General features: G+C 38.0%; 17 protein-coding genes. 8 read left to right on the top strand and 9 right to left on the bottom strand.

Annotated elements, in window-relative coordinates; all coding sequences use genetic code 11:
* Window positions 1–26: 26 nt before the first annotated feature.
* The 4 genes from ACN1CD_RS03380 to ACN1CD_RS03395 all read left to right on the top strand — a co-directional run bounded on the left by ACN1CD_RS03380 (window position 27) and on the right by ACN1CD_RS03395 (window position 4,921).
* On the top strand, window positions 27–1,082 hold the full coding sequence (locus ACN1CD_RS03380) for a PfkB family carbohydrate kinase (RefSeq protein ID WP_419128836.1): 1,056 nt from the start codon (window positions 27–29) through the stop codon (window positions 1,080–1,082).
* Window positions 1,075–1,737: a bifunctional 4-hydroxy-2-oxoglutarate aldolase/2-dehydro-3-deoxy-phosphogluconate aldolase gene (locus tag ACN1CD_RS03385; RefSeq protein ID WP_419128837.1), complete on the top strand. Its 663-nt coding sequence runs from the start codon at window positions 1,075–1,077 to the stop codon at window positions 1,735–1,737. The genes ACN1CD_RS03380 and ACN1CD_RS03385 overlap by 8 nt, the downstream gene beginning before the upstream one ends.
* Before the next feature lie 19 nt (window positions 1,738–1,756).
* Window positions 1,757–3,196: an MFS transporter gene (locus ACN1CD_RS03390; protein ID WP_419128838.1), complete on the top strand. Its 1,440-nt coding sequence runs from the start codon at window positions 1,757–1,759 to the stop codon at window positions 3,194–3,196.
* 99 nt (window positions 3,197–3,295) lie between these two features.
* Window positions 3,296–4,921, top strand: a complete 1,626-nt coding sequence (locus ACN1CD_RS03395) for an NADP-dependent glyceraldehyde-3-phosphate dehydrogenase (RefSeq protein WP_419128839.1) — start codon at window positions 3,296–3,298, stop codon at window positions 4,919–4,921.
* A gap of 1,069 nt (window positions 4,922–5,990) precedes the next feature.
* On the opposite strand, the gene ACN1CD_RS03400 is transcribed toward ACN1CD_RS03395, so the two are convergent.
* A complete protein-coding gene (locus ACN1CD_RS03400) occupies window positions 5,991–6,737 on the bottom strand; it encodes a hypothetical protein (RefSeq protein WP_419128840.1) in 747 nt (248 codons plus the stop codon).
* Between the two features lie 504 nt (window positions 6,738–7,241).
* On the opposite strand from ACN1CD_RS03400, the gene ACN1CD_RS03405 reads away from it, so the two are divergent.
* A complete protein-coding gene (locus tag ACN1CD_RS03405) occupies window positions 7,242–7,682 on the top strand; it encodes a hypothetical protein (RefSeq protein WP_419128841.1) in 441 nt (146 codons plus the stop codon).
* Window positions 7,683–7,693: 11 nt separating this feature from the next.
* A complete protein-coding gene (locus ACN1CD_RS03410) occupies window positions 7,694–9,049 on the top strand; it encodes a restriction endonuclease FokI C-terminal domain-containing protein (RefSeq protein ID WP_419128842.1) in 1,356 nt (451 codons plus the stop codon).
* 124 nt (window positions 9,050–9,173) lie between these two features.
* Here the strand turns inward: ACN1CD_RS03410 and ACN1CD_RS03415 are convergent, their stop codons facing one another.
* Window positions 9,174–9,581: a helix-turn-helix domain-containing protein gene (locus ACN1CD_RS03415; protein WP_419128843.1), complete on the bottom strand. Its 408-nt coding sequence runs from the start codon at window positions 9,579–9,581 to the stop codon at window positions 9,174–9,176.
* A gap of 123 nt (window positions 9,582–9,704) precedes the next feature.
* Here ACN1CD_RS03415 and ACN1CD_RS03420 point away from each other — a divergent pair, with 123 nt between their 5' ends.
* Both ACN1CD_RS03420 and ACN1CD_RS03425 read left to right on the top strand, forming a co-directional pair.
* On the top strand, window positions 9,705–10,568 hold the full coding sequence (locus ACN1CD_RS03420; protein ID WP_419128844.1) for a hypothetical protein: 864 nt from the start codon (window positions 9,705–9,707) through the stop codon (window positions 10,566–10,568).
* A 160-nt stretch (window positions 10,569–10,728) separates the two neighbouring features.
* The gene (locus tag ACN1CD_RS03425; RefSeq protein ID WP_419128845.1) at window positions 10,729–11,220 is read left to right on the top strand and encodes an aldehyde dehydrogenase family protein; all 492 of its coding nucleotides are present in this window, start codon (window positions 10,729–10,731) and stop codon (window positions 11,218–11,220) included.
* 92 nt (window positions 11,221–11,312) lie between these two features.
* On the opposite strand, the gene ACN1CD_RS03430 is transcribed toward ACN1CD_RS03425, so the two are convergent.
* From ACN1CD_RS03430 to ACN1CD_RS03460, 7 genes are all read right to left on the bottom strand, one after another.
* Window positions 11,313–11,936: a hypothetical protein gene (locus tag ACN1CD_RS03430; RefSeq protein WP_419128846.1), complete on the bottom strand. Its 624-nt coding sequence runs from the start codon at window positions 11,934–11,936 to the stop codon at window positions 11,313–11,315.
* A gap of 1 nt (window position 11,937) precedes the next feature.
* Entirely contained in the window at window positions 11,938–14,877 is a 2,940-nt protein-coding gene (locus ACN1CD_RS03435; protein ID WP_419128847.1) for an HsdM family class I SAM-dependent methyltransferase, read from the bottom strand.
* Between the two features lie 164 nt (window positions 14,878–15,041).
* The gene (locus ACN1CD_RS03440; RefSeq protein ID WP_419128849.1) at window positions 15,042–15,782 is read right to left on the bottom strand and encodes a rhamnogalacturonan acetylesterase; all 741 of its coding nucleotides are present in this window, start codon (window positions 15,780–15,782) and stop codon (window positions 15,042–15,044) included.
* A gap of 3 nt (window positions 15,783–15,785) precedes the next feature.
* Complete coding sequence (locus tag ACN1CD_RS03445) at window positions 15,786–16,805, bottom strand: pectinesterase family protein (protein WP_419128850.1); 1,020 nt, start codon at window positions 16,803–16,805, stop codon at window positions 15,786–15,788.
* Between the two features lie 80 nt (window positions 16,806–16,885).
* Window positions 16,886–18,532, bottom strand: a complete 1,647-nt coding sequence (locus tag ACN1CD_RS03450; RefSeq protein ID WP_419128851.1) for a DUF4957 domain-containing protein — start codon at window positions 18,530–18,532, stop codon at window positions 16,886–16,888.
* An 18-nt stretch (window positions 18,533–18,550) separates the two neighbouring features.
* Window positions 18,551–20,386, bottom strand: a complete 1,836-nt coding sequence (locus tag ACN1CD_RS03455; protein WP_419128852.1) for a RagB/SusD family nutrient uptake outer membrane protein — start codon at window positions 20,384–20,386, stop codon at window positions 18,551–18,553.
* A gap of 18 nt (window positions 20,387–20,404) precedes the next feature.
* Window positions 20,405–23,635 carry a SusC/RagA family TonB-linked outer membrane protein gene (locus ACN1CD_RS03460; RefSeq protein ID WP_419128853.1) on the bottom strand — a complete coding sequence of 1,077 codons (3,231 nt, stop codon included), beginning with the start codon at window positions 23,633–23,635 and terminating at the stop codon, window positions 20,405–20,407.
* Window positions 23,636–23,857: the final 222 nt, after the last annotated feature.

Genomic DNA, 23,857 nt, shown 5'->3' on the forward strand with positions numbered 1-23,857 from the left:
CATAACGAACCCGATCAAACAAAAACATGAGTGACCAAATATCATCCTTAGCAAAAAAGGGAGAAAAAGTTTTAAGTTTCGGAGAAATCCTTTTACGCATCTGCCCGGATATGGATGGACAGTGGCTAAAGGAAAATAAGCTGCCTTTTTATGTTGGCGGAGCAGAACTCAATGTGGCAACCGCTTTGGCGCTATGGGATGTGCCGTCAGCTTACCTTTCGGCGATGCCAGAAAATTCAGTAACGGAAGAGATAGTGGGTTATCTGAACGAAAGGAAGATCGATACCTCGCCAATGGTTTTTCATGGCGATCGTTTGGGTTTGTATTACCTTCCGAAGGGGAAAGATTTAAAAAATGCTGGCGTAATTTACGATAGGGCAAATTCTGCTTATGCAGATTTAAAGGTTGGCCAGATTAACTGGGATGAAGTTTTCGAGGGTGTTACCTGGTTTCACTTTAGTGCCATTTGTCCGGCAATTAATCAATCTGTTGCAGATGTTTGTCTGGAGGCATTAAAAGCAGCAACCGAAAAAAACATTACCATTTCTTTAGATTTAAATTACAGGGCTAAACTTTGGAAATACGGAAAAGACCCTATTGATATTTTACCTGAACTGGCTCAATACTGCACCTTAATTATGGGTAATGTTTGGGCGGCACAGAAAATGTTAGGTACAGCGCTTCATGAAGATTTGTTGCCAACTGAAGGTTATGCAAAGGAAACGTTACTGCAACAGGCAGTTGATACCTCCAAAGAAATATTAAGTTTGTTTCCGGCATGTAAAGCGGTGGCCAATACCTTTCGGTTCGATCATGGAAAAGGTATCCGTTATTATACCGCCATTTACAGTAATGATGAATTAACCGTTTCACCAGAATACGTTTCTGAAGAGATTTTAGATAAAGTAGGCAGCGGAGATTGTTTCATGGCTGGTTTAATTTATGGTTTTTACAACCATCTTCCAGTGGCAGAAACCTTAAATTTTGCTACCGCAGCAGCTTACGATAAGTTATACATTCCGAGCGATGCCACAACCAGCACCGTAGCGGATATTGAAAAAAGAATAATACACCATGATTAGTAACAAGCACAAGATTTTAGATGCCATTTTAGAACAAGGCATGTTGCCACTTTTTTACCAGGATAGTGAAGAAGGAAGCGTAGAAATATTGCGCACCTTGTATAAAGCTGGTGTTCGCGTTTTCGAATACACCAATCGGGGTAAATCGGCTTTGCCGAATTTTAGAAAACTGAAGGAAATAAGAGATGCAGAGATGCCTGATCTTTATTTAGGTATCGGAACCATTAAAACACCTGCTGATGCGCATGCATTTATTGAAGCTGGAACAGACTTTATTGTAGCACCAATCGTTAACCCTGCTGTTGCAGAAATTGCCAATAAAATAGGCATGCTTTGGATTCCGGGATGTATGACGCCAACAGAAATCAGTGTGGCGCAGGAACATAAAGCGATGTTAATTAAAATTTTCCCGGCTAATATTTTAGGTCCGGAGTTTATCTCTTCCATTAAAGATCTTTTTGCCGGGCAGTTATTTATGCCTACAGGTGGTGTGGAAATTAATGCCGATAACCTGAAAACCTGGTTCAAATCTGGCGTTTGTGCCGTTGGTATGGGGAGTAAACTAATCAGTAAGGATGTGATGAGTAAAGGCCTTTATGATGAACTTTTCGAAAATACTCAACTCGCACTCAACCTGATTCAACAAAGCAAGTAACTAACCACAACAACCCGAAATGAGCCAAGCCAAACCAAGCAAATACAGATGGACCATATGTTTACTTCTGTTTCTTGCCACTACGATAAACTATTTAGACCGACAGGTATTATCACTCACCTGGACAGATTTTATTAAGCCAGAATTTCATTGGGATAATAACGATTATGGAAATATAACCGCTTTATTTTCCATCTTCTATGCTGTTTCCATGCTTTTTGCAGGCCGGTTAGTAGATAAGCTTGATACTAAAAAAGGGTTTTTATGGGCCATTGGAGTTTGGTCTGTTGGGGCTTGCTTGCATGCCTTTTGTGGAATTGCAACTGCTGGAATCACCACAGGAAACTGGTTAGTAGGTTTTGAAGGTGCAAAAGATATCATCGCCGGAATCAACAATACAGGAATGGTGGTATCGGTGAGTGTAACCTTATTTATTTTCGCACGCTTTGTGTTAGCGGTAGGAGAGGCAGGGAATTTTCCAGCCGCGATTAAAGCTACGGCAGAATATTTCCCTAAAAAAGACAGGGCATTTGCAACCAGTATTTTTAACGCTGGTGCCACCGTTGGCGCACTAGCTGCACCGATTACCATTCCATTTATTGCCAAAGCTTATGGCTGGGAAATGGCTTTCATCATTATCGGTGCATTAGGTTTTGTATGGATGGGTTTATGGGTTTTCGTTTATAACAAGCCCGAACTACATAAAAGAGTGAGTGCTGAAGAGTTGGCTTACATTCAACAGGATGTGATCGCTGACAGGAAACTAGCCGACTATGTGGAGGAAACCAAAGAAAAAGTTTCGTTTATTGATTGTTTTAAATACAAACAGACCTGGGCCTTTGCCTTCGGTAAATTTATGACTGATGGCGTTTGGTGGTTCTTTTTATTCTGGACACCAGCTTACCTGAAATCAGTTTATGGAATGGATTCTACACAAAGTGCACTTCCGTTATTTGTACTTTACATGATCACATTGCTTTCTATCATCGGTGGATGGTTGCCTACTTATTTCGTAGAGAAAAAAGGAATGAACCCTTACGAAGGCAGAATGAGAGCCATGTTAATTTTTGCTTTCTTTCCGCTTTTAGCTTTGGCTGCGCAACCACTTGGCCACATTACCTACTGGATTCCGGTAATCATTATCGGTATTGCAGGTGCGGCGCACCAGGCATGGTCAGCAAATATTTTTTCTACCGTGGGCGATATGTTCCCTAAAAAAGCGATTGCAACCATTACAGGTATTGGTGGTATGGCTGGAGGGATCGGATCTTTCATCATCAATAAAGGATCTGGCGTATTGTTCGATTATACGGGTAAAAATCAAATTGTTTTTATGGGCTTTAAAGGTGAAGAAGCTGGTTATTTTATCATCTTCTCTATCTGCGCAGTTTGTTATTTAATCGGCTGGACGGTGATGAAAACACTGGTTCCAAAATATAAAGTGATTGAACTAAAATAATAATAAGCCAGCATCTGTCTATGGACTCTGGTTATCAAATAATTAAAATCTATACTTATTCGATGGATTTTATAATTACAAACCTAAGAACCAACTAAATTGAGTACAACCTTAAACCTCGAAAGTATTTTCGTAGAAGAAAGCCAGATTCCACATGAATTTAGGCTCGCGGAAGAAATCGATCAAAAAGAATTTCTTTCCAACGGAGAGATGAAAACCTGGAGCGGGCCTTTTAACGAGGTGTTTTCTCCGGTTTGTGTTAAAACTCCGGATGGTTACAAACGGAAACGGATTGGCAGTTTTCCGGTTTGTACCGAGAAAGAATCAACCGAAGCGTTGGATGCTGCTGTTGCCGCCTATGATAATGGTCGCGGACAATGGCCAACCATGAGTGTAGCAGATCGCATTACCTGCGTAGAAAACTTCACCCACAAAATGCTGGAGCAAAAAGAGATTGTTGCTAAACTCATTATGTGGGAAATCGGTAAATCTTATGCTGATTCACTGAAAGAATTTGATCGTACGGTAGAGTACATTTATGCAACCATCGATGCCCTAAAGGATATCGACAGGCAATCATCACGTTTCGAAATTGAGCAAGGTATTGTGGCGCAAGTTCGTCGCTCTCCACTTGGTGTGGTGCTTTGTATGGGCCCTTTTAATTATCCGTTAAACGAAACTTTTACCACCCTGATTCCGGCTTTGATTATGGGCAATACGCTTTTATTCAAACCGCCTAAACATGGTACGTTATTGCATTATCCTTTACTGGAAGCCTTCCGTTCAAGTTTTCCTAAAGGGGTGGTTAATACGATTTATGGTCGTGGAAATACGATTGTACCCGGATTGATGAAATCAGGAAAAATTAATGTGCTTACCTTAATTGGTTCGAGCAAGGTAGCCAATGAGTTGAAGAAATTGCATCCAAAGGTGAATCGTTTGCGGGCAATTTTAGGCTTAGATGCTAAAAACGCAGCTATTATTACTAAAGATGCTGATTTAGATTTAGCGGTTTCTGAAACCTTGCTAGGTTCTTTATCTTTCAATGGGCAGCGTTGTACAGCAATTAAAATCGTTTATGTTCACCGGAGTTTAGCGCAGGAGTTTTTAAAACGTTTATCTGCGGAAGTAGAGAAATTAAAATTCGGAATGCCTTGGGAGAAAGGGGTTAACCTTACACCACTTCCGGAGTTGAATAAACCAGAATACCTGAAAGAATGTATTGATGATGCAATTGTTCATGGCGCTAAAGTGGTTAACAAAAATGGCGGACAAACCTTCGAAACGTTCGTTTATCCGGCAATTGTTTATCCGGTAAACAGCAATATGAAATTGTATCGTGAAGAACAGTTCGGCCCGATAGTTCCTGTGGTTCCGTTTGATGATCTGGAAGAGCCTATTGAATATTTAATCGGTTCGCCACATGGTCAGCAGGTGAGTATTTTTAGTAACAATGCAGCCGTAATTTCTTCACTGATTGATCCTTTGGTAAATCAGGTAAGTCGTGTGAATATTAATTGCCAATGTCAGCGTGGACCAGATGCTTTCCCTTTTACAGGCAGAAAAGACAGTGCCGAAGGAACGCTTTCTGTAGTAGATGCTTTGCGTTCATTCTCAATTCGTTCGCTGGTTGCAACCAAGTTTACAGATGATAACAAGAAATTATTGAATGAAATTGTGAATGGAAATGATTCGAATTTCTTAAGTACAAAGTATATTTTTTAATGCCTCTCTGGTAAAGCCGCAGGTTCGCAGATTTAAATCTGTGGATTTGCGGTTTTCGTTTTAAGCCCCTATCCGCCTAACAGCACCTTTCCCCGGGAGGGAAAGGGCGCAAGAAGAAGAAACATTCTTCGCACCTGGCGATCGATACCCTGCTAGGATCCTGAAACAAGTTTAGGAGGACGAGTCTTATTAATCGTTTGGCCATCGCGCTGGCTTTCCTCGGCTTGCCGCCGAAGGGCTTTTACCTTTTTCTTGACAAAAAGGTAACCAAAACTCAAGGCTTGGATCTGATGTTGGATAAGCGATTCGAAAACCTGATTTCGGCAGCACAAGTACCGATGAAGAATCGGCAAATGTGCGCTGCCTTGGTTGGTTGAGGGGTGAAAGTTTGTGGGTGGTTTTCAACTGCTTCTCCTTCCATCATCTCCTAGGCCGGGTAGCAGGGTGGCAATAGCGAAATGTAAATATATTATTTTAGAGGCGATGGGTTAAAACGGTCGTCTTCCTGAACTTGTTTCAGGATCTATCTCTTCAATCATCTCCCAGGCCGGATAGCATGGTTCATATAGTTAGATGCAATCAATAAATCGTCATTGCGAACTGAAGCCGAGGTGGAGCAAGGGCGTGAAGCAATCTTCTTATCGTAGCATTTGATAGTTGAATCGTGGTAGTTAACAATTGAGTACTTTCAGTTAAGGGTTGAATGGTTTCAGTTAACAGTTTAGAACTTTCAACTAGCAGTTGAATGGCGGCAGGTGATAGCAGAGTACTTTCAATTGAGCGTTGAATAGCGGTAGTTCATAGTTGAGTACTTTCAATTAACAGTTGAATGGTAGCGGTAGGCAATTGAGCACTTTCAGTTAAGCGTTGAATGGTTGCAGTAGGTAGTTGAGTACTTTCAGTTAAGGGTTGAATGGTAGAAGTAGGTAGTTGAGAAGTATTTCTATTGTTAATGGCGTTCTCACAAGTGTTAAAATTAGGGGTGGCCTTTAAATAACAACAGCAACTAAATTGAGGTTAGTTGCTGTTTTATGTTGTGGATGGGATAGGGATGATTGTTTTCATGATGCTAAATTTTAATGGTTTTAAATGGGATGCCTGCTATTTGTTTGTATTCGGGGCTGGTGGCACCAAAAACAGATTTAACGTAGGTTTTCGCATCCATGGCCAGGGCAACTATACCGGCTTCGGCATGGTAAAAAGTATTGTCGCGGTTGAGGCGAATGGTACTCAGCTCGGCTGTTCTGGCATCTACATCTCGGTTTTTCTGCAACAAATCGGTATACAGGCTTGTAAGGGTAGTTAATTGTAAATCTACCTCGTTTGGTGCATACTGGGGGATGGTGCTTAACAATTTAATCTGCTTATCTAACGTATCGAGCAGGTTGGCATAACTTTGTTGCGAGGCCGATACCTGTTTTACAATGGTGCCGCTGGCGGCCAGTTTTTGTTTTTCTTCGTCGGTTAATTTGGCTGTTGCGCGCTGGCCCTGTATTTTCCGGTTATGGGTAATGGCATTATCTACCACCTGCTGCGGTACATTGCTTGCCTTAATGGCGTTAAGAATTCTCGTGCTTAATTTAGTTAAGGGTTTAAAGGCCAAATCTCTGCTGGCAATGGCGTTGCTGTTTTTGGCAGCCAAATCATTTACCTGCTCGGCAATGGTTTTGGCAGCAGCGGCCTTCTCATTTAAACTGCTTAATTGAATGTTTGCATTGCTAGGGTTGTACACCGCACCGTAGTTGGTTAAATAGGTAACTAAGGTTTCAAAATTGGCCACATTTTTGGCATGCCCGGTTTCAAAGGTTTTTGACATGGTTTTTTGTTTTAAAAGGTTATAAAAATTATTTATTGAGATTAAGATAATATTTATTATTTACAACTTATTGGAGTAGATTATTTTTTTATAATTAAGATTACGAAAGAGAAACGTAAATTAATTTTTGATGATAACGAATAATTCTCAAACGGTAAATTCAATCAAAACTTGCTATCTAGTTTAAGATAAGATCAAAAAATTCTGGAACTGATTATTAATATTATTAACTATAGCAGAATTTCAATAAATTATAAATGCCTAAAGATGAATCAACCATAAATAAGGTTATCATATTTCGGCTTCTTTTGATATTTTAGCTAAATATTATTCTTATAGTTAAATAACAGGTAACAATAATAAATTTCACATAGGCCACAATACTCAGTAAGATAAATGAACTTTTTAGTAAATGAACCTCAAATTGAGTACGGTTTTCTTTCTTGAGAGAATTAGGACTAAAAGAAATTAATTAAATATTTATTAACGCTCAAATTAATTATCATGAAAAAAGTAATTGCCACGTGGGGTGGCGAAGATATCGGCAAATCATCTAATATATTAGCCTTAGCAAAAGAAATGATTAAGGCTTACCCAAGTCATAAGGTAATTTATACTTCTATGCCAATTGCCTCACTCGCTATAGACTTTCGTCTTATTTTAGAAATCAACAAAAACACAATTGCATTCGAAAGCATGGGTGATCCTAATTCTGATTTAAATAAAAGACTGCCAGAAATAATAAGCTTATACAATCCAGATGTTTTAATTTGTGCCTGTAGGTCAAAAGGTTACACGGTTACTGATGTAGAGCGTGCAGCAGCAAGCATGAGCGCAGAAATTATTTGGAGTACACCTTATCAATGTGCAATTGATCAAATAATTTTAAATGATTTGAAAGCTAAACACTTATTAGATTTAATGGTAAACTTAGGTTTGATTTAGAAAAAAGTAAAATGATACCAGAACATATACAAAATCAAATCACTACAATTTGGGATAAATATATAGAAGATCACAAAGCTGTATTAGATACCAAAGGCGTTCCTTACGATGATATAGATAATAAGCGAGCGGGAGCTATAGAAATTTTGAAAATGATTATTCAGGATTTCATAATTAATAAAATAGATATTGCCGAATTCAAAACAGATATTGATAGTTTTAATAAAAAGAACAACTTTTGGGGTTTTACTTCTATAAAGGGGCAAATGTTCTTTAATCTTTTACTTAAAACCAGTGAAGGAGAAGGCCAATTAGAAAAACTAACAGTTCTTTTAAAGAATTGTGTAACGCAACCAAAAGATTTATCTGATGCTTTGAATAAAATTGAAACTTTAGATAAATATGTTTTGGCTATATTTAATAAAGTTCCAGATAAACGTAGGGCTCCTAATCCTGGAAGTATAGGTTATTTTCTTTCATATTTTTGGCAAATACATGATTATCAACAATGGCCAATTATGTATAGCTCTATGATTGTTTCATTCACTGATATTGGTTTATGGGAAAATCCTAAATCACACAGAGATGCATATAAAGAGTTTTACAATTTGAATGAGGAAGTTAAATTAATTTTGACAAACTATACTGGGAATTCCATATCTAATTGGGAAGCTGAACATGCCTTTTGGAATTTTAGAACCGTAACTGCCTACCCCCCTAAAAAGGAAAAGTTAGTAAAGCCTTTAGATGAAATAAATGTAGTTTTAGATAATTCAGTTTCTGCATTAATGCAAGCTAGTTTTGATATTTATGACTATTTGCCACGCATTACCGCTAACCTTATAGATTTAGGAAAAGAAACAGAAGGGTCAAGTTCTGGAAAAGGTAGTAAGTATGAAAAGGCAGTTTGTGAGGTATTTAAGCAATTAGGATTTGCGATTGATCCCTTAGGGCAGGGTAAAGGTAGAGAGCCAGATTTGATTGCTGTTCACAAAGAAGATAATGTTGCTTTTATTATTGATGCTAAGGCTTATTCTAATGGATATATGATGGGGGCTTCAGACGAGAGAGCCATCAAAGAGTATATCAATCATTATTGTCCTAAACTTAAAAAAGAGGGCATTCAGCGTATAGGATTTATTATTGTTAGCAATGGCTTTAAATCTTCGTTTGATGGATTTGTAAATGATATTACTTGGCGAACAGATATTAAGCGTTTCATATTGCTGAGTTCGGATGCATTACTACATCTATTAGCGTATCGGATTAAGGATCAAAAAGATCTATCTGAAATTGTTGAAGCGTTTATTAGTTTGGGTAAAACAATTACATCTCAAGATATCATTCAACGGTTTGATGATATATAATTTAAAGCTAACTGCTACTTAGAAATGGAAACACTAGACATCTCTAAGCAAATGATTTTCTAACTAAAATTAAGAAGCCCGATCGGTGATGATCGGGCTTCTTGGTTTTATATGTTTTTAATACCTATCTGTTCTTCAACAACTCTACCTTCTCTTTTTCACTTGCCAACAATCTTTCATAAAGTTCTTTGTTGGCATTCAGTGCTTTAATCAATTCATCCAATGGGTTGAACGTACAGTTGTAATTATTCAAGGGGCCATGATTGATACTGCTATCATTGAAGTTATTAATATAGTTGATAACCATATCATCGGTATAACTCTTAATCGCTTCAGCAGAAACCCCTAAAACCTTTGCAATTTTCTCTAATGTAGAATCTTCAATTTCTTCGCTTTGCTCTAATTTGCTAATGGTTTGCTGGCTAATGCCGAGCTCTATAGCAAGTGCTTCTTGTTTCATGCCACGCAACTCGCGGATGCGACTAATTTTTCTACCTAAGTGTATTTGGTTGGTTTTTTTAGCAGATTCCATGGTCAAATATATTTAAATTTTTGTGGGGTACGAAACATCAAACACATTGTTTTATACCACATTAAGCGGTTCGGTACTGGTTTCTATGCCGCTAATTTAAGGTTTTATTTACAACCTATAGCGATGACAGAAAAAATTAAAACCTCAGCAACAGAAATGCACCCGCCATTTAAAACCTTAATTGCGCAACTGGTGCAGGCTTATGCCCCCTTACAAATTTATCGGTTTGCTAAATTAACAAAGAAGGGGCGGGCGAACAGTGTTTTTAGTACAGCGCAGTTGCAAAAGCAGCGTACTTACTATCTTTTAATGATTACCGAAGGTAGTGAAGCGATAGAAAGCGAAGTGCAGGATTTTGCAGATGGTGCTTTTGCTGCAGCAAAAGTAATTGTACAGGTGTATGGGCAAGCCACATTGTTGAAACATGTAAACCACCGGAATGGCTATTTTGCTGCTATTGTAAATGGGGGCAAACTGTGCTATGGCGCACCCGGTGGAGCAGGCGTTTTAACTTTGTTGCAGCCAAACCAGAAAAATAAATTAGGCCGGGCTATTGTACATTGGCGCAACCGAAGCCAGATGGCAGATGGGTTTTTGTTGGCGGCGGAGAAGACGATTGGTCAGGATCATGTTGGTTTGTTTTTATTGCACCAGGCAACGGAGCAGGCTTGTATGGGTTTGATCTTCGTATTTATGGATCATCTACCAAATCTTCGCAACCTCGATCGCCTGCTTTATTTATGTGCTTGTTTTTCGCCGAAGCCTTTAGCTCACTTTTTCGGAAATGCAGAAAATGAGGTGCTGTTAAATATTATGATGAAGAACGTGAGCAGGCAATGTTATCAACACGATTTTTCTTTAGAGGGAAACTCTATCGGGCAGTTTATGGAACTGGTAACTGGTTTTTTAGGGTTAGCAAAATTCTTGTGCAAAGAAAGGTTTGCACTATCTCAACGTGCACTGGCAGAAGTTGTTTCGGGTTTATAGTAAAATTGTCCTTATGCGAAAAATTGTCATTGCAAACTGAAGCGTTTAACTGCAGAGGTAGAGAAACTAAAATTCGGAATGCCTTGGGAAAAGGGGGGGGCTGACGCCGCTTCCGGAGTTAAATAAGCCACAATACCTGAAAGAATGCATTGATGATGCCGTGGAGCATGGCGCTAAAGTTGTAAATCCTAATGGCGGACAGACCTTTGAAACATTTGTCTATCCGGCTATTGTTTATTCGGTAAACAGCAATATGAAATTATATCGTGAAGAGCAGTTTGGTCCGATCGTTCCGGTAGTTCCGTTTGATGATCTGGAAGAGCCTATTGATTATTTAATTGGTTCACCACATGGTCAGCAGGTGAGTATTTTTAGTAGTAATACTAATGTTATTTCATCTTTGATTGATCCTTTAGTAAATCAGGTAAGTAGGGTGAATATTAATTGCCAGTGTCAGCACGGACAAGATGTTTTCTCTTTTACGGGTAGAAAAGACAGTGCCGAAGGGACGCTTTCTGTGGTGGATGCGCTGCGTTCATTCTCGATTCGTTCACTGGTTGCGACAAAGTTTACCGATGATAACAAAAAATTACTGAATGAAATTGTGAATGGAAATGATTCAAATTTCCTGAGTACTAAATATATTTTTTAATCCACCATACTTTATAGCTATGATAACTTTTATAAGCACATTACTTGTAAAAGTTATCAAGCTTTTTTAAATCAAACATTCATAATACCAAGCTAGATGGTGGTTAAGTCTATCCAAAAGTGATGTATGTTAAAAGGTGTCTTTATATGGCAATCAAAAAAGTGAGATGATAAAAATTCATTGATATAACTAGTGTTTTTTAAAGTGCTATCATATTTTGGGTATATAGAACTGATTTTATCATTAACTTTGATCTTCCAATCTTCTATTGCCTTGCTCTCAATATATCCTATCATTCCATAATTCGTCATCAAATCAGGCGTGCCGTGTTTACCTAAAATAAATCTTTCTATTCCGCCACAAGGACTTCCAGTGACACTTAAGCCATTAACATAATCTTCATCTTCTAGGGATTTCGATTTAGGTACACGTTTGCCTTCAACATAAAAAATTCTAGTCTTAAAATCATCATTAAGATAAAAGTAAATATCTTCACGAAATGAGTTTAAACCAATATGCTCTTTTTGAACACCTATCCACATCGATGCATTCTGAGTCCCAATGATATTAAAGCTGTCTGTTAAAACTTGATTTTTTTTATTCTCGTTGTCTTTGATGTTAAAATTTGCTTTTTCAATATCTATTCCATCACGAATAATATTGAGTACATTATTTAAATAGCGGTTTAGTCCTTTAGGAATATTGTCAAACTGCATACTAATACCCTTTAATAAACATATCAGCTTTAACATTCTCAGCATCTCTAAATCCAATGCTCCTTGTCCAGTACTTTAATCGATTAGGTTTCAAAAAGCTTATCGTATTCTCTTCTGAATAATAAGTAATTATCCTATTGATGCTTAGTCCATTATTTGAATTTTCATCTTTTAGCATTTTATTTAATACACCTTGATTTGTTTCATTAACCTCATTATCTATACTATAAGGTTTATTAGTGTGTTTAAAACTAACCCATACAAAGTCTTTATTTATAATTTGTCTGATAGATTTAAATTCATAATCACGGTCTTGATACAAGTAGTTTAATATTTTAGTAAAAGATAGACTAAATGCATTAATGTCTTGAAAAGACACTTTACTAAATAAAGGTCCATTAACATTATCTAAAGACTTAGCCATAAGGTCTGTATCTTCAATAATTGCTGTTTCAATATCATCCAAATTATCAAATGAAATTACTTCATCGTTTTTATCCACCATAATTGGAAGTCTTTTTATATCACCTGAATTAATAAGTGAATTTCCTCCCTTTTGTAAGAATGTTTTAGAAGATGTTACCGTTATTAAAAATTTATAGAGCTTACGACTTTTTTTGAGAATCTTTGCAAGTTTTTCTAACTGATTATCATGAACATTAAAAGATTTAACACAGAAGAATGTATTATCAAATATAAAGTGCTTGTCACTATTATAAATAATGGGTAAACCTTGATTTACGTTACACTTGATTAACAAATTAGGGGGTAAATAAAGGTTTTCATTGTCAAGTCTATATTTGCCGACTGGGTTTTTATCTAAATCATCGTCGCTTATATAATCTTTTTTAACTCTCTTACTTATCAAAAACGGCAAATTAGTATTTGCAATATCCTGACCTTCCTTCTTCGAAGATTTTGCGCCATCTTGAATAATCCACTGTTTGTTTAGGATCTTAGGAAGATTAGAAATTTTTAAAAATTTTTGTTTATTGCTATACTTATCTAATATAAGGTGAATATGACCTCCTCCTAGTAAGTTCGCTTTCCAAATGTATGGCTTTAGAATAGCGTCAGACTTTGTTAAGTGAAACACATCATACTTATCTATCTGAAATCTGATGGAGCCTTGCCTATTTACTAGTGTATTTCTAATAATTAGATGCTCTAGAAAGTTAGACTCTATATTGATATTCTTCTGTTTTATCAACATTGCAATAGTTGAAACTGCTGCACCATTCCACAAAGATCCCCGCAAAGGAGAAAAGTCATAAATTTTTTTTACGTCCCATTTAAACAATAAGGTTTCGAGAAAGCTTTTACCTGATGAGTTAGAATTATAAATTGCAGCTGTTGCTGGTAATATCAAAAATAGAGATCCATTTTTTTTCAAGCAGGTGGAAAGCAAATTATATAAAATACTTAATGCAGGATTGTTTTGCGGAAAATTAACCATTTTCCCTAATAGATTTTCATAGCGTTCTGCTTTAAAGTCTAAATCTTTACCTGATGCAATGTTTATTTCATTTTCCTTATCACTAATCCCAAAAGGGGGGTTTCCCACAATAATATCGTATCCACTTACTTGATTTTTACACCATTTATAAAAACCGATATTACTTAAATTTCCTTGACTAACGAGATTTTCATATGTTAAAGAATCCCAAATTTCCTTTGGTTGAATATGACTTGTTAGTTCTATTTGAAGTGAGGTCGCCGTTATTGAAAGGGCATCTTCATTTATATCAACCCCGAAAATAGAATTTGATAACAGGTATTTAATAGCTTCTATATCAGCAATTCCTTTAATTTTTTGCTTATTGTTTTCAAGCATCCATAAGGTAATTAACCTTTTATAAGCCAAAACCAAAAAAATCCCAGAACCACATGATGGATCAAGTATCTTGAAATCACTTAAATTAATCGTAGCGTTAAAAGGAAGTAGCTCATCAATTAACAAACGTGCTAAATGTGGTGGAGTATAAAAAGCACCAGTACCTTTTTGCTTTTCATCCTCACTTGATGTAACGAAGCGTTCGTATAAGCGGCTAATAAATTCAATTGGCAACAAGTTGAAATCGTAAAGTTTCCAAATTGAAATTTGTCCATAAGGGCTTATGTTTCCATCTAAAGCATCGGCAACAGGTGTGAAATTACTATTATAAATTTCATGCTCCTGAGCATGGTCGATTTTAAAAATACCTCCGTTGAATTTATTATTTAATTCTTCTAATAATAAAAAGACATTACCTTTCCGTAAAACATCACAGAAAGAATTGGTAATACTTCCTCTGCTAGAAAACTGTTTAAAGTATTCAGCTTGAAATACGCTATTATAGTTTTCATCCTTTTGTTCCTCTAAGTATTTAATTAGTATAAACTTAACTAAGAGTTGTTTTAGAAGCGCTTCATTACATCCTATTTTAGATGCTTTCTTGAGTATATTGTCCTCGATATGTTTTAGGAGAATTTGGTAAGGCGACGCCTTTACGTAATCAGAATTGGATTCTTCCAACACTAATCCATCAAGTATTCTTTTTTTTAACTTTAATTCAATTTCATTTACTTGAATTTTATCAAATATCTTTGCCTCACCCGTTTTCTCATCGACATGACTTCTTGTATCTATTACCTTAATTTCATAGTCGTATATAATCAAAACAAACGGAATTTCGCCAACAGTCCAGATTTTTCTATTTATTAAACTAAGATCCCTAAAAGAATCTGCTTGTTTTCCTCTCTCATCATAGACATAAATGAAAGGTATATTAACATTTTCAAGTCGACTATTTACACAGTAAAAATAATCTGCATCTACCTTTTGGGCTTGCCACTTATAAAACTCTAATCTTTTATCGCTAAATAAATCTGAACAGCTGTATAAATTTTCTGCATATTCGCCAAGGTGCAAAAAATCATATATAGTCTCAGCTTTTTCCATTGCATTTCAATTTCTAATAAATAAGAAAGTATAATGTTACTAAATTTTTTAGCTAAACAAAAATTAAACTCTTTCAAAGATGCAAGAATACAATTATTATAAAGAAGATTAAAGTTATATTAATCAACAGTATGAAAATCATTGAAATTGAATTGCCTATTTTTTTACTTCAAACTCTTCGCTAAATTCAACTTCAGCTGCTTAATCCCTTTCACAATCAATCCCGCAACCTGTTTGGCTCCCGTTGGACTTAAATGGGTATCATCTTTCTTCCCTTTGGGATAATTCACATGCCCGGAATCTACGTGAAGAAATAATTTTACCGAGCCTTCATCACCTAAATCAGTCAGGAGTTTTTCGGTTTTAGCCAGCATATCAATAAGTGGTACTTTTAACGAATCGGCAACTTTTCTGGTTACGCCAGGATAACCACCATGCGTATCAGTTAAAATGCCATTTTTAAAGCTCCTTCGGGAAATTGGGGTGAGTAAAACCGGGATGGCTTTTTTGCTTCTGGTTTCGTTCACATAATTTACCAGGTTAATTTTGAAATCGGCTAATGAAACCCCAACGTTAGGTTTATCAATTTTTTCATCATTATGACCAAATTCAATTAACACATAATCGCCGGCCTTTAAATTTTCCAGGATGGGTTGCCAGCGTTTTTCCGCCCGGAAAGATTTCGTGCTTCTGCCATTTAATGCCCGGTTATCTACTTTAACCTCATCGTTAAAAAACGATTGTAATTCCATTCCCCATCCGGTTTCCGGATAAGCTTTTTCCTGTTTATTGGCGGCGGTAGAATCGCCAATAATGTAAAGCGTAGTCTGTTTTTGGATCAGCGTAAATCCGCTCAAAATAATCAATATTGCGGCGGCAAGTAAGGAATGAGTTTTAGTATTCATCTGTTAATTTTTTGTTGTAGGATTCCAGTGGTCAGTGCCATTAAAAATATTCTTGATGGTGTATTGTTTCGCTTCCTGATCAGAAAGTTGTTTGCTCCAGTCTAATCTGGTCTTTGGTGAGGCACCCTCACCAGTACTTTTATATTCTGCATAGAATGTCGTTTTCTCCTTGTCAGGAAACATTTTATCGCCTTTCCAGGGATTCCACCCCACATTAATAATGTGTTTGCCTAAATCGCAATTAAGGAAAGCAGTTTTGGCAAATGGTCGCCAGGGCCTGCCCAGGTAGACTTTAGCAACTGAATTATCTGCTGTTAACTTACAGTTCAAAAACACAAACCCAAACCTTTGATTTTTGGAAGTTGCTGCGGCCGTTACGTAAGAATCACTCAAACTTTTGATTTCGCATTCCTGAAATACTGCAGTGGCTTTTCCGAAGATAAAATCGGTGGTGCCTTCGATATAACAATTTAAATAATATTGCCTGCTATTTTCGGTTGCTGCGTAAAGCGTATCTTGATTGCCTAAGATCTTGCAATTCCTTGCTATGAACCGATCGCCCTCTACATGAAGTGCTACCGCTTGCCCTACCCGGCCAGCAGCATTTATAATCGTCAGGTTTTCCAGATGGCAATCATTCCCTTGGATCAGTACAGAATAAGAGGTGTAAGTGCTGAATTTTTCATTGCCAAATGCATCTTTAACCGTATTTTTCTTTTCCGAATAATCATCAAAAGTGATGATGGTTTGATCTGTGCTTTCGCCAATGATTGTAATATTCGTTTTCCACGAAGGAATGATCAGCTTTTCCTTATAAGTACCATTCTTCACCAGAATTTTAACTTCTTTTTCTCCCAGATCGCGAACGGAATTTACGGCTTCCTGAATGGTTTTATAATTTCCCTTTCCATGCTGATCAACAGTTAGCTCAGCAGGATATTTTGGGTCCTGGGCATTCGCCTTCAAAAAGAAAAGCGTGAATATCATCAGGATTGAATACCTGAAAAAAATTAGTCGGCTCATTTTATAAAAGTAAACGCTACGATTTAAATTTCAATAAAAAAGGGCAGAAATGATCTGCCCTTTTAAAAAATTGAGAGGTTTTAATATGTCCATCTTGGATCACCAATTGCACCACCTGCACTGCCCGCTGTCCGAAGTGGAGATGCGGCTGGGAGTGTAAAGTCGGTGGTGGTAGGTGTCCAGCCCAAATTTAAGGTTTGGTTGCTCGTTAGTGTTGCTGTACCAAATGTTAGTGCGGTACCGCCTGTTAATGCGCTGGATAAATTAAAGTAATTGCTGTTAGAAATGGCCAAAGTACTGCCAGCACCTGTTGCCCTGATTGCAGCGGCATTTACCGTTCCTGATTTTGGTGTGTTTGCTAAAATGCTGTTCTGGATGGTAAACCTGATCGGGTTTGCGCTGGCATCAAGCAACGCGTATTTGGCATTTCCACCGAAGCCGTTAAACGTAGAATTGGTTATGGCAACAGCTGGTACAACATCGCCTGTATAGGTGGTGCTTGCCGAAACTAAACCCGGACCAGCATTATAAAAAGTAGATTTTGATACCATCATTGTGTTAAACTGCATTTTATTTATATGAAGTGTATAGTAGGCGGATGAACCATTTGCACCCATATCATAAACAATGGAGTTGTTTACCGTAATGTTCGTAATTTTGAAATCTCTTGCTGCAGTACCCCGATCGCCACGTAAAAAGGCAGTTGTAGAACCATGGGCGATACAGTTATCAACAACAACGTTCGTAAAAGTTGCCGCTGAACCATTTGCCGCCTGTGAGCCAATGAAGTTTAAGAAGTAAAGTGATGCACCAGCTGTGCCGTCAAACTCTATTCCTGATAAAGTAATTCCCGCACCTGTTCCTTCCAAATCTATTTCTTTGTAATTAACTTTTGTATCGCTAGGGTTGCCGGAAGTAGATTTGATGGTAATGGTTTTCCGTGTGATGAAGGCTGTTGTGGCCAGAGTGTAAGCCCCAGGATTTAATCCGATAGTTGCACCATCTGCCGCATTGGTAATTGCTGTTGCCAAATCATCGCCAGGATTTAACCTTACCGTATAATTTGTGGGTAGCAATGTAGTGAAGGTTACCAGTCCTTTGCTTTTTGTATCTGCGAATAATTCTGCTGAATAAGATACGCCTGCCGTTAACCCTGAAATTAATTTTACGCCCGCCGTTGCATCTGCTGCGGTTAAGGTAGCAGTAATCGCATTACCTGTTGCCGGTGTTAGCACGATAGCATTTAAGCCAGCGGTTGGTGTATAACGCAAGGTAACATTGGTCTCTTTTACATCGTTATCCCTTACGGCCGAGAATAGCTGTGTTCCGGTCAATTGAAATACACTGCTCCGAACATATTTCGATTCTGGTTGATCTGCCGTTGCACTGGCCTTAACTCTGGCATAATATTTTGTACGCACCGGGATATTGTCTTCCGTAACCGTTATACCCGCGGTATCTGATGTTGCTGAATATTTAATCGTGGCAAATGTAGAATCCGTCGAGAAATCGATATTGTATTTTAATGCCTTGCCTGCTGCCATGATGGGTACTGTCCATGTTAATTTGGCCCTGGTTTCACCAGCGGCGATTTTAACCTCACTGGGCTTAAAAATTCTGGCTGGTTCATTAGGTTGATCTTCCGATTTTTTACAGGCATTCAGCGCCACAGCGATCAACACAAGCATTGCGAATTTCCAGCTAAACTGATATATAATTTTTTTCATCTCTATTAGGTCTAAGCGTTAATAACCAAAGTTTTGTGTCATTTTGGTATTTTCGATCAATGCAGTTTTCGGGTATGGGAAAAGCTCTTTTTTATTGGCTTCAAAGTAAAAAGCGATCCCGGTTGAAGTACTGGTAATTGAATTTTCTTCTGTAACGGCCTTTCGCCAATTTTTGGTGGTATATCCTGTTGGCGCTGAAGAAACACCTAAGCCTGGTGATACAAAAACATTATTGGGTGTGCCGCCAAATAAATCCAACGTGGCAACTTCATTTACACTGGTGCCTAATAGATAGTTTCCTTCTTTTGCATAAATATAATCAGGCACGCCGGCATAGGCCCCTGTTCCGGCAATTAGTGATCGTATTTTTGCACGGGTTTCTTCGAATTTAGTACCTAATAAATTCCACCTGATCAGGTCATATTTTCTAATGGCCTCACCGCCAAATTCCAGTAAGCGTTCTTTTACAATGGCGTTGAAGAAATCGGTTTTGGTTGCCGCCGTGGCAGGGATTTGTGTTTCAAAACCCAGATAAGCTCTTTTTTGAACTTCTTGTAGCGCGCTTACTGCAGTTGCAGAAGGTGCGCCGTTAATTTCATTATCTGCCTCTGCATACATTAATAGCACATCAGCAAAGCGGATCATTGGCCAGTTAACCCCAAAAGTTTGTGCAGCAGAAGATCCGTTTACGGTTGTCCATGATTTGCGGAACTTTCCATCAGTCATGTTAAATAAGGTATTGATGATTTTTTTGGATGATGCCGTAATTTCGAACACCCCGATCGTAACATCTCTACGGGAATCTTTGGTAACATCAAATTCATAAAAATAAGTTGGAATGGCATTCATTCCACCACCGCCGGTTCCATAAGTAGAGGCGGAGTTGAAACGGACACCATTATAATAGCCCAGTTTACTATCTGTTGCCGCATTACTTCCAAAGGCAGCAACCTCAAACATTAATTCATGAGCATCATCTAACCGCGGTCCGTGCAAAGTTTTAAAAACGTTTTCAAAACTTGGGTTTAAACTGTGCTCAGCACGATTGTTCATGAGGTCTAAACATTCATCAAAGGCGATTTTATAGTAAGTTAAATAATCGCTGCTGCGAACATTTTGATTTCCTTTAAGATAATATCCGCCACGCGCCAAAGCTAAACGTGCCCTTAAGGCTTTGATTGCACCTTTAGTAAAACGGAAACTACCATATTCAGTAATGCCACTTCTCCAGGGAACCAAATCTTCAGCTGTTTTTAAATCGGCAATAATTTTATCGTAGGTTAGGTTACGGTCTACGTTTCCGCCAAATAAGGTTTCGGCATCTGCCGAAGGAACGAATGATACCGGCACATCTCCCCAGTTGCGGATTAATTCATGTAAAAACTGTGCCCTTAGAGTCAAGGCTTCTCCCAGGTAGCGTTTCATTTTAGTTTTATCAGCTTCTGATCCCTCGTTAAAAAGCTTCGATGCCGGAATGTATTTGATGCAAATGTTTGCACGCTCCACGCCCTGGTAGAGTTGTAGAAATGGATTGGTTAAGTCTGTATTATCAGAACTTGCCCCATACATGCTAATTCCGCGGCGATCTGAAGAACTATAACTGCCTGAAGTTCTGAAGTCATCAGCAGTAACGCCAAATAATGTTGAAATCCGGCTGCCGTAACCATTATCGCCACAAAGCCTGTTGTAAACGCCAATTAAGGCTGCGTTTGTATTTTCAATATTTTCGAAAACAACATCAGGAGATGAGGTTGACGGCGACTGGACGTCTAAATATTTTTTACAAGAAGTATTGATGCAAACCGCTGCAATAGTCATCACCATTAAAGCAGATTTTATAAATTTATTGTTCATTTTCTTTAATGTTATGGGTTAAAACAACATGTTAATTCCTGCAAGAATGTATCTGCTACGTGGATATGCAGCGTAATCGATTCCTGGGGTAAGTGGGTTAGATCGGCGGGTATTGGCCTCCGGATCGTAACCCGTATAACCTGTAATGGTGTATAAGTTATTTACGGTTCCATAAACACGAAGTTTAGAAATGAACCCCGTTCTTTTAATGAGTTTTTGAGGCAAGGTATAACCCAAAGTAACGTTGCTTATCCTGAGGAATGAACCATTTTCGATGGCGTAAGAGGTAAGCGCATAGTTTCCACCAGTTGGTGTCCACATGGTGGTATTGGCGTTCATTGCCGTTAATGCGTTTGGATCGGTAACCTTTAAGCCTTTGTTATCAAAATTCTGCCAGCGATCGTTCATCACCGAAAGTAAATTGTTGTCTTTCACATTGTATTGCGAGGTAAACTCAATTTTGTTTGCATTATACACTTTACTGCCATAGCTAAAGTTCACAAAAACCGTCATGTCGAAGTTTTTATAGGCAAACTGGTTATTGAAACCTCCGGTGAATTTCGGTTGAGAAGTGCCGAGAACGGTTCTGTCATCATCGCCAATCGTCATGCTGGTGGCAGAAGAAAGTTTTCTAACTTTCATATCGCCAGGTTGAGGCTCGCGGTTACCTAAAAGCACCCGGCTATTGGCTACGTTAGGCTTTAAAGTGTAGGTATAAGCACCTGTGGTGGCATTTTGCACATAGGTGAAATCATCTACGGTGTAGCGACCATCAGAAATAAATCCATAAAACTGTCCAACCGGCTGACCAACTTCCACCTTAAAATCGCCCAGACTATTTACCCAACCTGATTGCGTAATGTAAGAATTTACGCCATTTTGAAGTTCGATGATTTTATTCTTGTTGAAGGAAATATTGAAACTGGTGGTATAGTTAAAGTCTTGCGTTTTTATAGCCTGATAATTTAATTGCAACTCAAAACCTTTGTTCTGCGTTTTACCCACATTTTGCTGTTGAGTAGCATAACCAGTGGTTTGTGGTACATTGGCATTTAGCAATAGGTTCTTTGTTTTATTATCATAGTAATCCAAACTCAATGACAATTTATTTTTGAAAAGGTCGATGTCGATCCCGGCGTTGGTAGAAAGGTTAGTCTCCCAGGTGATGTTAGGATTTGATAAAATATTGCCGGTTGCCGTACCGGAAATTAAGCCTGGCTGAACCACATTATCTGCGGTGGCATAACCTCCGGTAGTGGAACTGATATAGAATAATGTTCTAAATAAATCCTGACCGATTCGGTTATTTCCCGCTGCACCATAACTCATTCTTACTTTAAAATTGTCTAACCAATCCAGCTCCATGTCTTTGATGAATTTCTCTTCCGTTACTCGCCATGCTACCTGGGCAGATGGAAAATAACCCCATTGCTTGCCTTCGGCAAATAAAGAGGAAGCATCTGTTCTGAAGTTTACAGTAGCCAGGTATTTGTTTTTGAAACCGTAAGAAAGCCTGCTAAATAAAGAGAATTGTCTCGTTCCTGAAATTAATGATGTAGGCCTGTCTTGAATGGTATTTGGCGGAACCGGACTAACGAAAGCATCATCAGCCGAAATGCCAACAGGGAAAAACTTAGTCACGGTGGTTCTCGAATCAATATCTACCATGTTAATCTCCTGACCGATTAAAACATCTAAACTGTGGTTTTTACCAAGATCTGGTTTGTATGAAAGCGTGTTGGTATTGATGAAAGATTTTTGAGAAACGGTATCTAATTGAATAGCCGGTAAACCTGCGTTATTTCTGGCTACGTTACTTACAGGGCCGTTAAAGGTATTGATATGCCTGCTTAGTCTGTTATAACCTACCGTACTTTTAAAAGTTAGGTTTTTCAAGATAGAATATTGTGCGTAAGCACTGCTGATCAAATCATTTCTATAATCATATTTCAATTCCTGGCTGGCTAAAGTAATGGGATTTGATAAGCCAGTAGTCAGGTAATCTGCGTCGAACAAATCGCCGCTATCACTTCCGCCAGAATAAGGCTGATAACGAACAGAATTTCTTAAACGGTTAGTTCCTTGCGAGCCAGTAGAGGTGGTACCCACACCATCAACCCTTTGACGGCTGTAACGTGCATTTAATCCAAGTCTGATTTTAGAGGTTAATTTATGGTCTAATCGCACAGAGGCAAAAGTCCTTTTGAAACCAGAATTGAGCATAATGCCATCTTCGCTTGTATTATTTACAGAAACATTGTAAGTTGTTTTGGTGGTACCACCAGAAAGATTTAAAATCTGCGTATTGCTAAACGCCTGGCGACCGAAAACTTTATCCTGCCAATCGATATTCTGGATATTTTGATAGATATCTAAATCTTCGAAAGTGCCATATTTTTTAGTGAAGGTGTCTTTAACATCTTGCGCAGTATTGTTATTGTAAAGCTCATATTGATATTTTACAAATTCGTAAGGGTTCATTACATCAAGCTTGTTTACAATCTGTCTGGCACCAGCGAAGGCATCAAAAGAAATAATAGGCTTCCCTGGTTTACCACTTTTCGTAGTGATGATGACTACACCGTTTGCACCACGGCTTCCATAAATGGAGGTAGAGGCCACATCTTTTAATACGTCTATCGACTGAATTTCATTTGGCGATAAGATCGATAAAGCATTTTCAACCTGAATTCCATCTACAATATATAGGGGCGAATTATCGCCGGTTAATGAGCTTCCACCACGAACTTTAATCACCACTTCGGCACCCGGGCTACCTTCTGTAGTGGTTACCGAAACGCCAGCCAGTTTACCTGCCAATGCCTGCGCTGCTGTACTTACCGGAAATTGATCGATATCTTTTCCGGAAACGGAAGAAACAGAGCCCGTTAAGGCTTCTTTTCTTACAGAGCCGTAGCCAATGTTTACGGTAACTTCTTGTAAGTTATTGGCATCTTCTTCTAACGAAATATCTAATTTAGTTTGATCTGCAAGCGTAATTACCCGGGTTTTGTAACCTACATAAGCGAAAGTAATTACAGCACCTTTGCCCGGAACAGCTATTTTATAGCCTCCATTGGCATCTGTACTTACGCCAGATTTTGAATCTTTTACGGTAACACTTACGCCAACTAAAGCCTGTCCGTCGGTTTTGTCTTTCACCGTTCCGCTAAGCTGTTTATTTTGTGCATAAATGGAGGTAAAACCGAAAAAAAAGAGGAATGATAAAAAGAGTAAAACTCTGCTCATAATGATGATTTAAATTAAATACTTGGTTGGGCTATAAGTTGGTTATTCGTTGATAGTGGGAAATTCTATTTCGAATTCTTATTGTTTATTAATATTTGGTTACGTTGGTATAGCAATTTTACAAACTAAAAATGGATTGAAATCAGATTTAACTAAAAAAGTGTGCAAACGTTCCCGATAACGTGTATTTAACGTTTATTTAATCCCGGTTTAGAAACCTTT

The organism is Pedobacter sp. N23S346 (assembly GCF_048515415.1).
Taxonomy (GTDB): Bacteria; Bacteroidota; Bacteroidia; order Sphingobacteriales; family Sphingobacteriaceae; genus Pedobacter.

What these genes read in the sequence shown, in the direction of transcription:
- ACN1CD_RS03405 (WP_419128841.1), top strand. Translation starts at nt 7,242, where the DNA reads ATGAAAAAAGTAATTGCCACGTGGGGTGGCGAAGATATCGGCAAATCA.
- ACN1CD_RS03440 (WP_419128849.1), bottom strand. Translation starts at nt 15,782, where the DNA reads ATGAATACTAAAACTCATTCCTTACTTGCCGCCGCAATATTGATTATT.
- ACN1CD_RS03445 (WP_419128850.1), bottom strand. Translation starts at nt 16,805, where the DNA reads ATGAGCCGACTAATTTTTTTCAGGTATTCAATCCTGATGATATTCACG.
- ACN1CD_RS03455 (WP_419128852.1), bottom strand. Translation starts at nt 20,386, where the DNA reads ATGAACAATAAATTTATAAAATCTGCTTTAATGGTGATGACTATTGCA.
- ACN1CD_RS03420 (WP_419128844.1), top strand. Translation starts at nt 9,705, where the DNA reads ATGACAGAAAAAATTAAAACCTCAGCAACAGAAATGCACCCGCCATTT.
- ACN1CD_RS03415 (WP_419128843.1), bottom strand. Translation starts at nt 9,581, where the DNA reads ATGGAATCTGCTAAAAAAACCAACCAAATACACTTAGGTAGAAAAATT.
- ACN1CD_RS03430 (WP_419128846.1), bottom strand. Translation starts at nt 11,936, where the DNA reads ATGCAGTTTGACAATATTCCTAAAGGACTAAACCGCTATTTAAATAAT.
- ACN1CD_RS03450 (WP_419128851.1), bottom strand. Translation starts at nt 18,532, where the DNA reads ATGAAAAAAATTATATATCAGTTTAGCTGGAAATTCGCAATGCTTGTG.
- ACN1CD_RS03460 (WP_419128853.1), bottom strand. Translation starts at nt 23,635, where the DNA reads ATGAGCAGAGTTTTACTCTTTTTATCATTCCTCTTTTTTTTCGGTTTT.
- ACN1CD_RS03400 (WP_419128840.1), bottom strand. Translation starts at nt 6,737, where the DNA reads ATGTCAAAAACCTTTGAAACCGGGCATGCCAAAAATGTGGCCAATTTT.
- ACN1CD_RS03390 (WP_419128838.1), top strand. Translation starts at nt 1,757, where the DNA reads ATGAGCCAAGCCAAACCAAGCAAATACAGATGGACCATATGTTTACTT.
- ACN1CD_RS03435 (WP_419128847.1), bottom strand. Translation starts at nt 14,877, where the DNA reads ATGGAAAAAGCTGAGACTATATATGATTTTTTGCACCTTGGCGAATAT.
- ACN1CD_RS03380 (WP_419128836.1), top strand. Translation starts at nt 27, where the DNA reads ATGAGTGACCAAATATCATCCTTAGCAAAAAAGGGAGAAAAAGTTTTA.
- ACN1CD_RS03385 (WP_419128837.1), top strand. Translation starts at nt 1,075, where the DNA reads ATGATTAGTAACAAGCACAAGATTTTAGATGCCATTTTAGAACAAGGC.
- ACN1CD_RS03410 (WP_419128842.1), top strand. Translation starts at nt 7,694, where the DNA reads ATGATACCAGAACATATACAAAATCAAATCACTACAATTTGGGATAAA.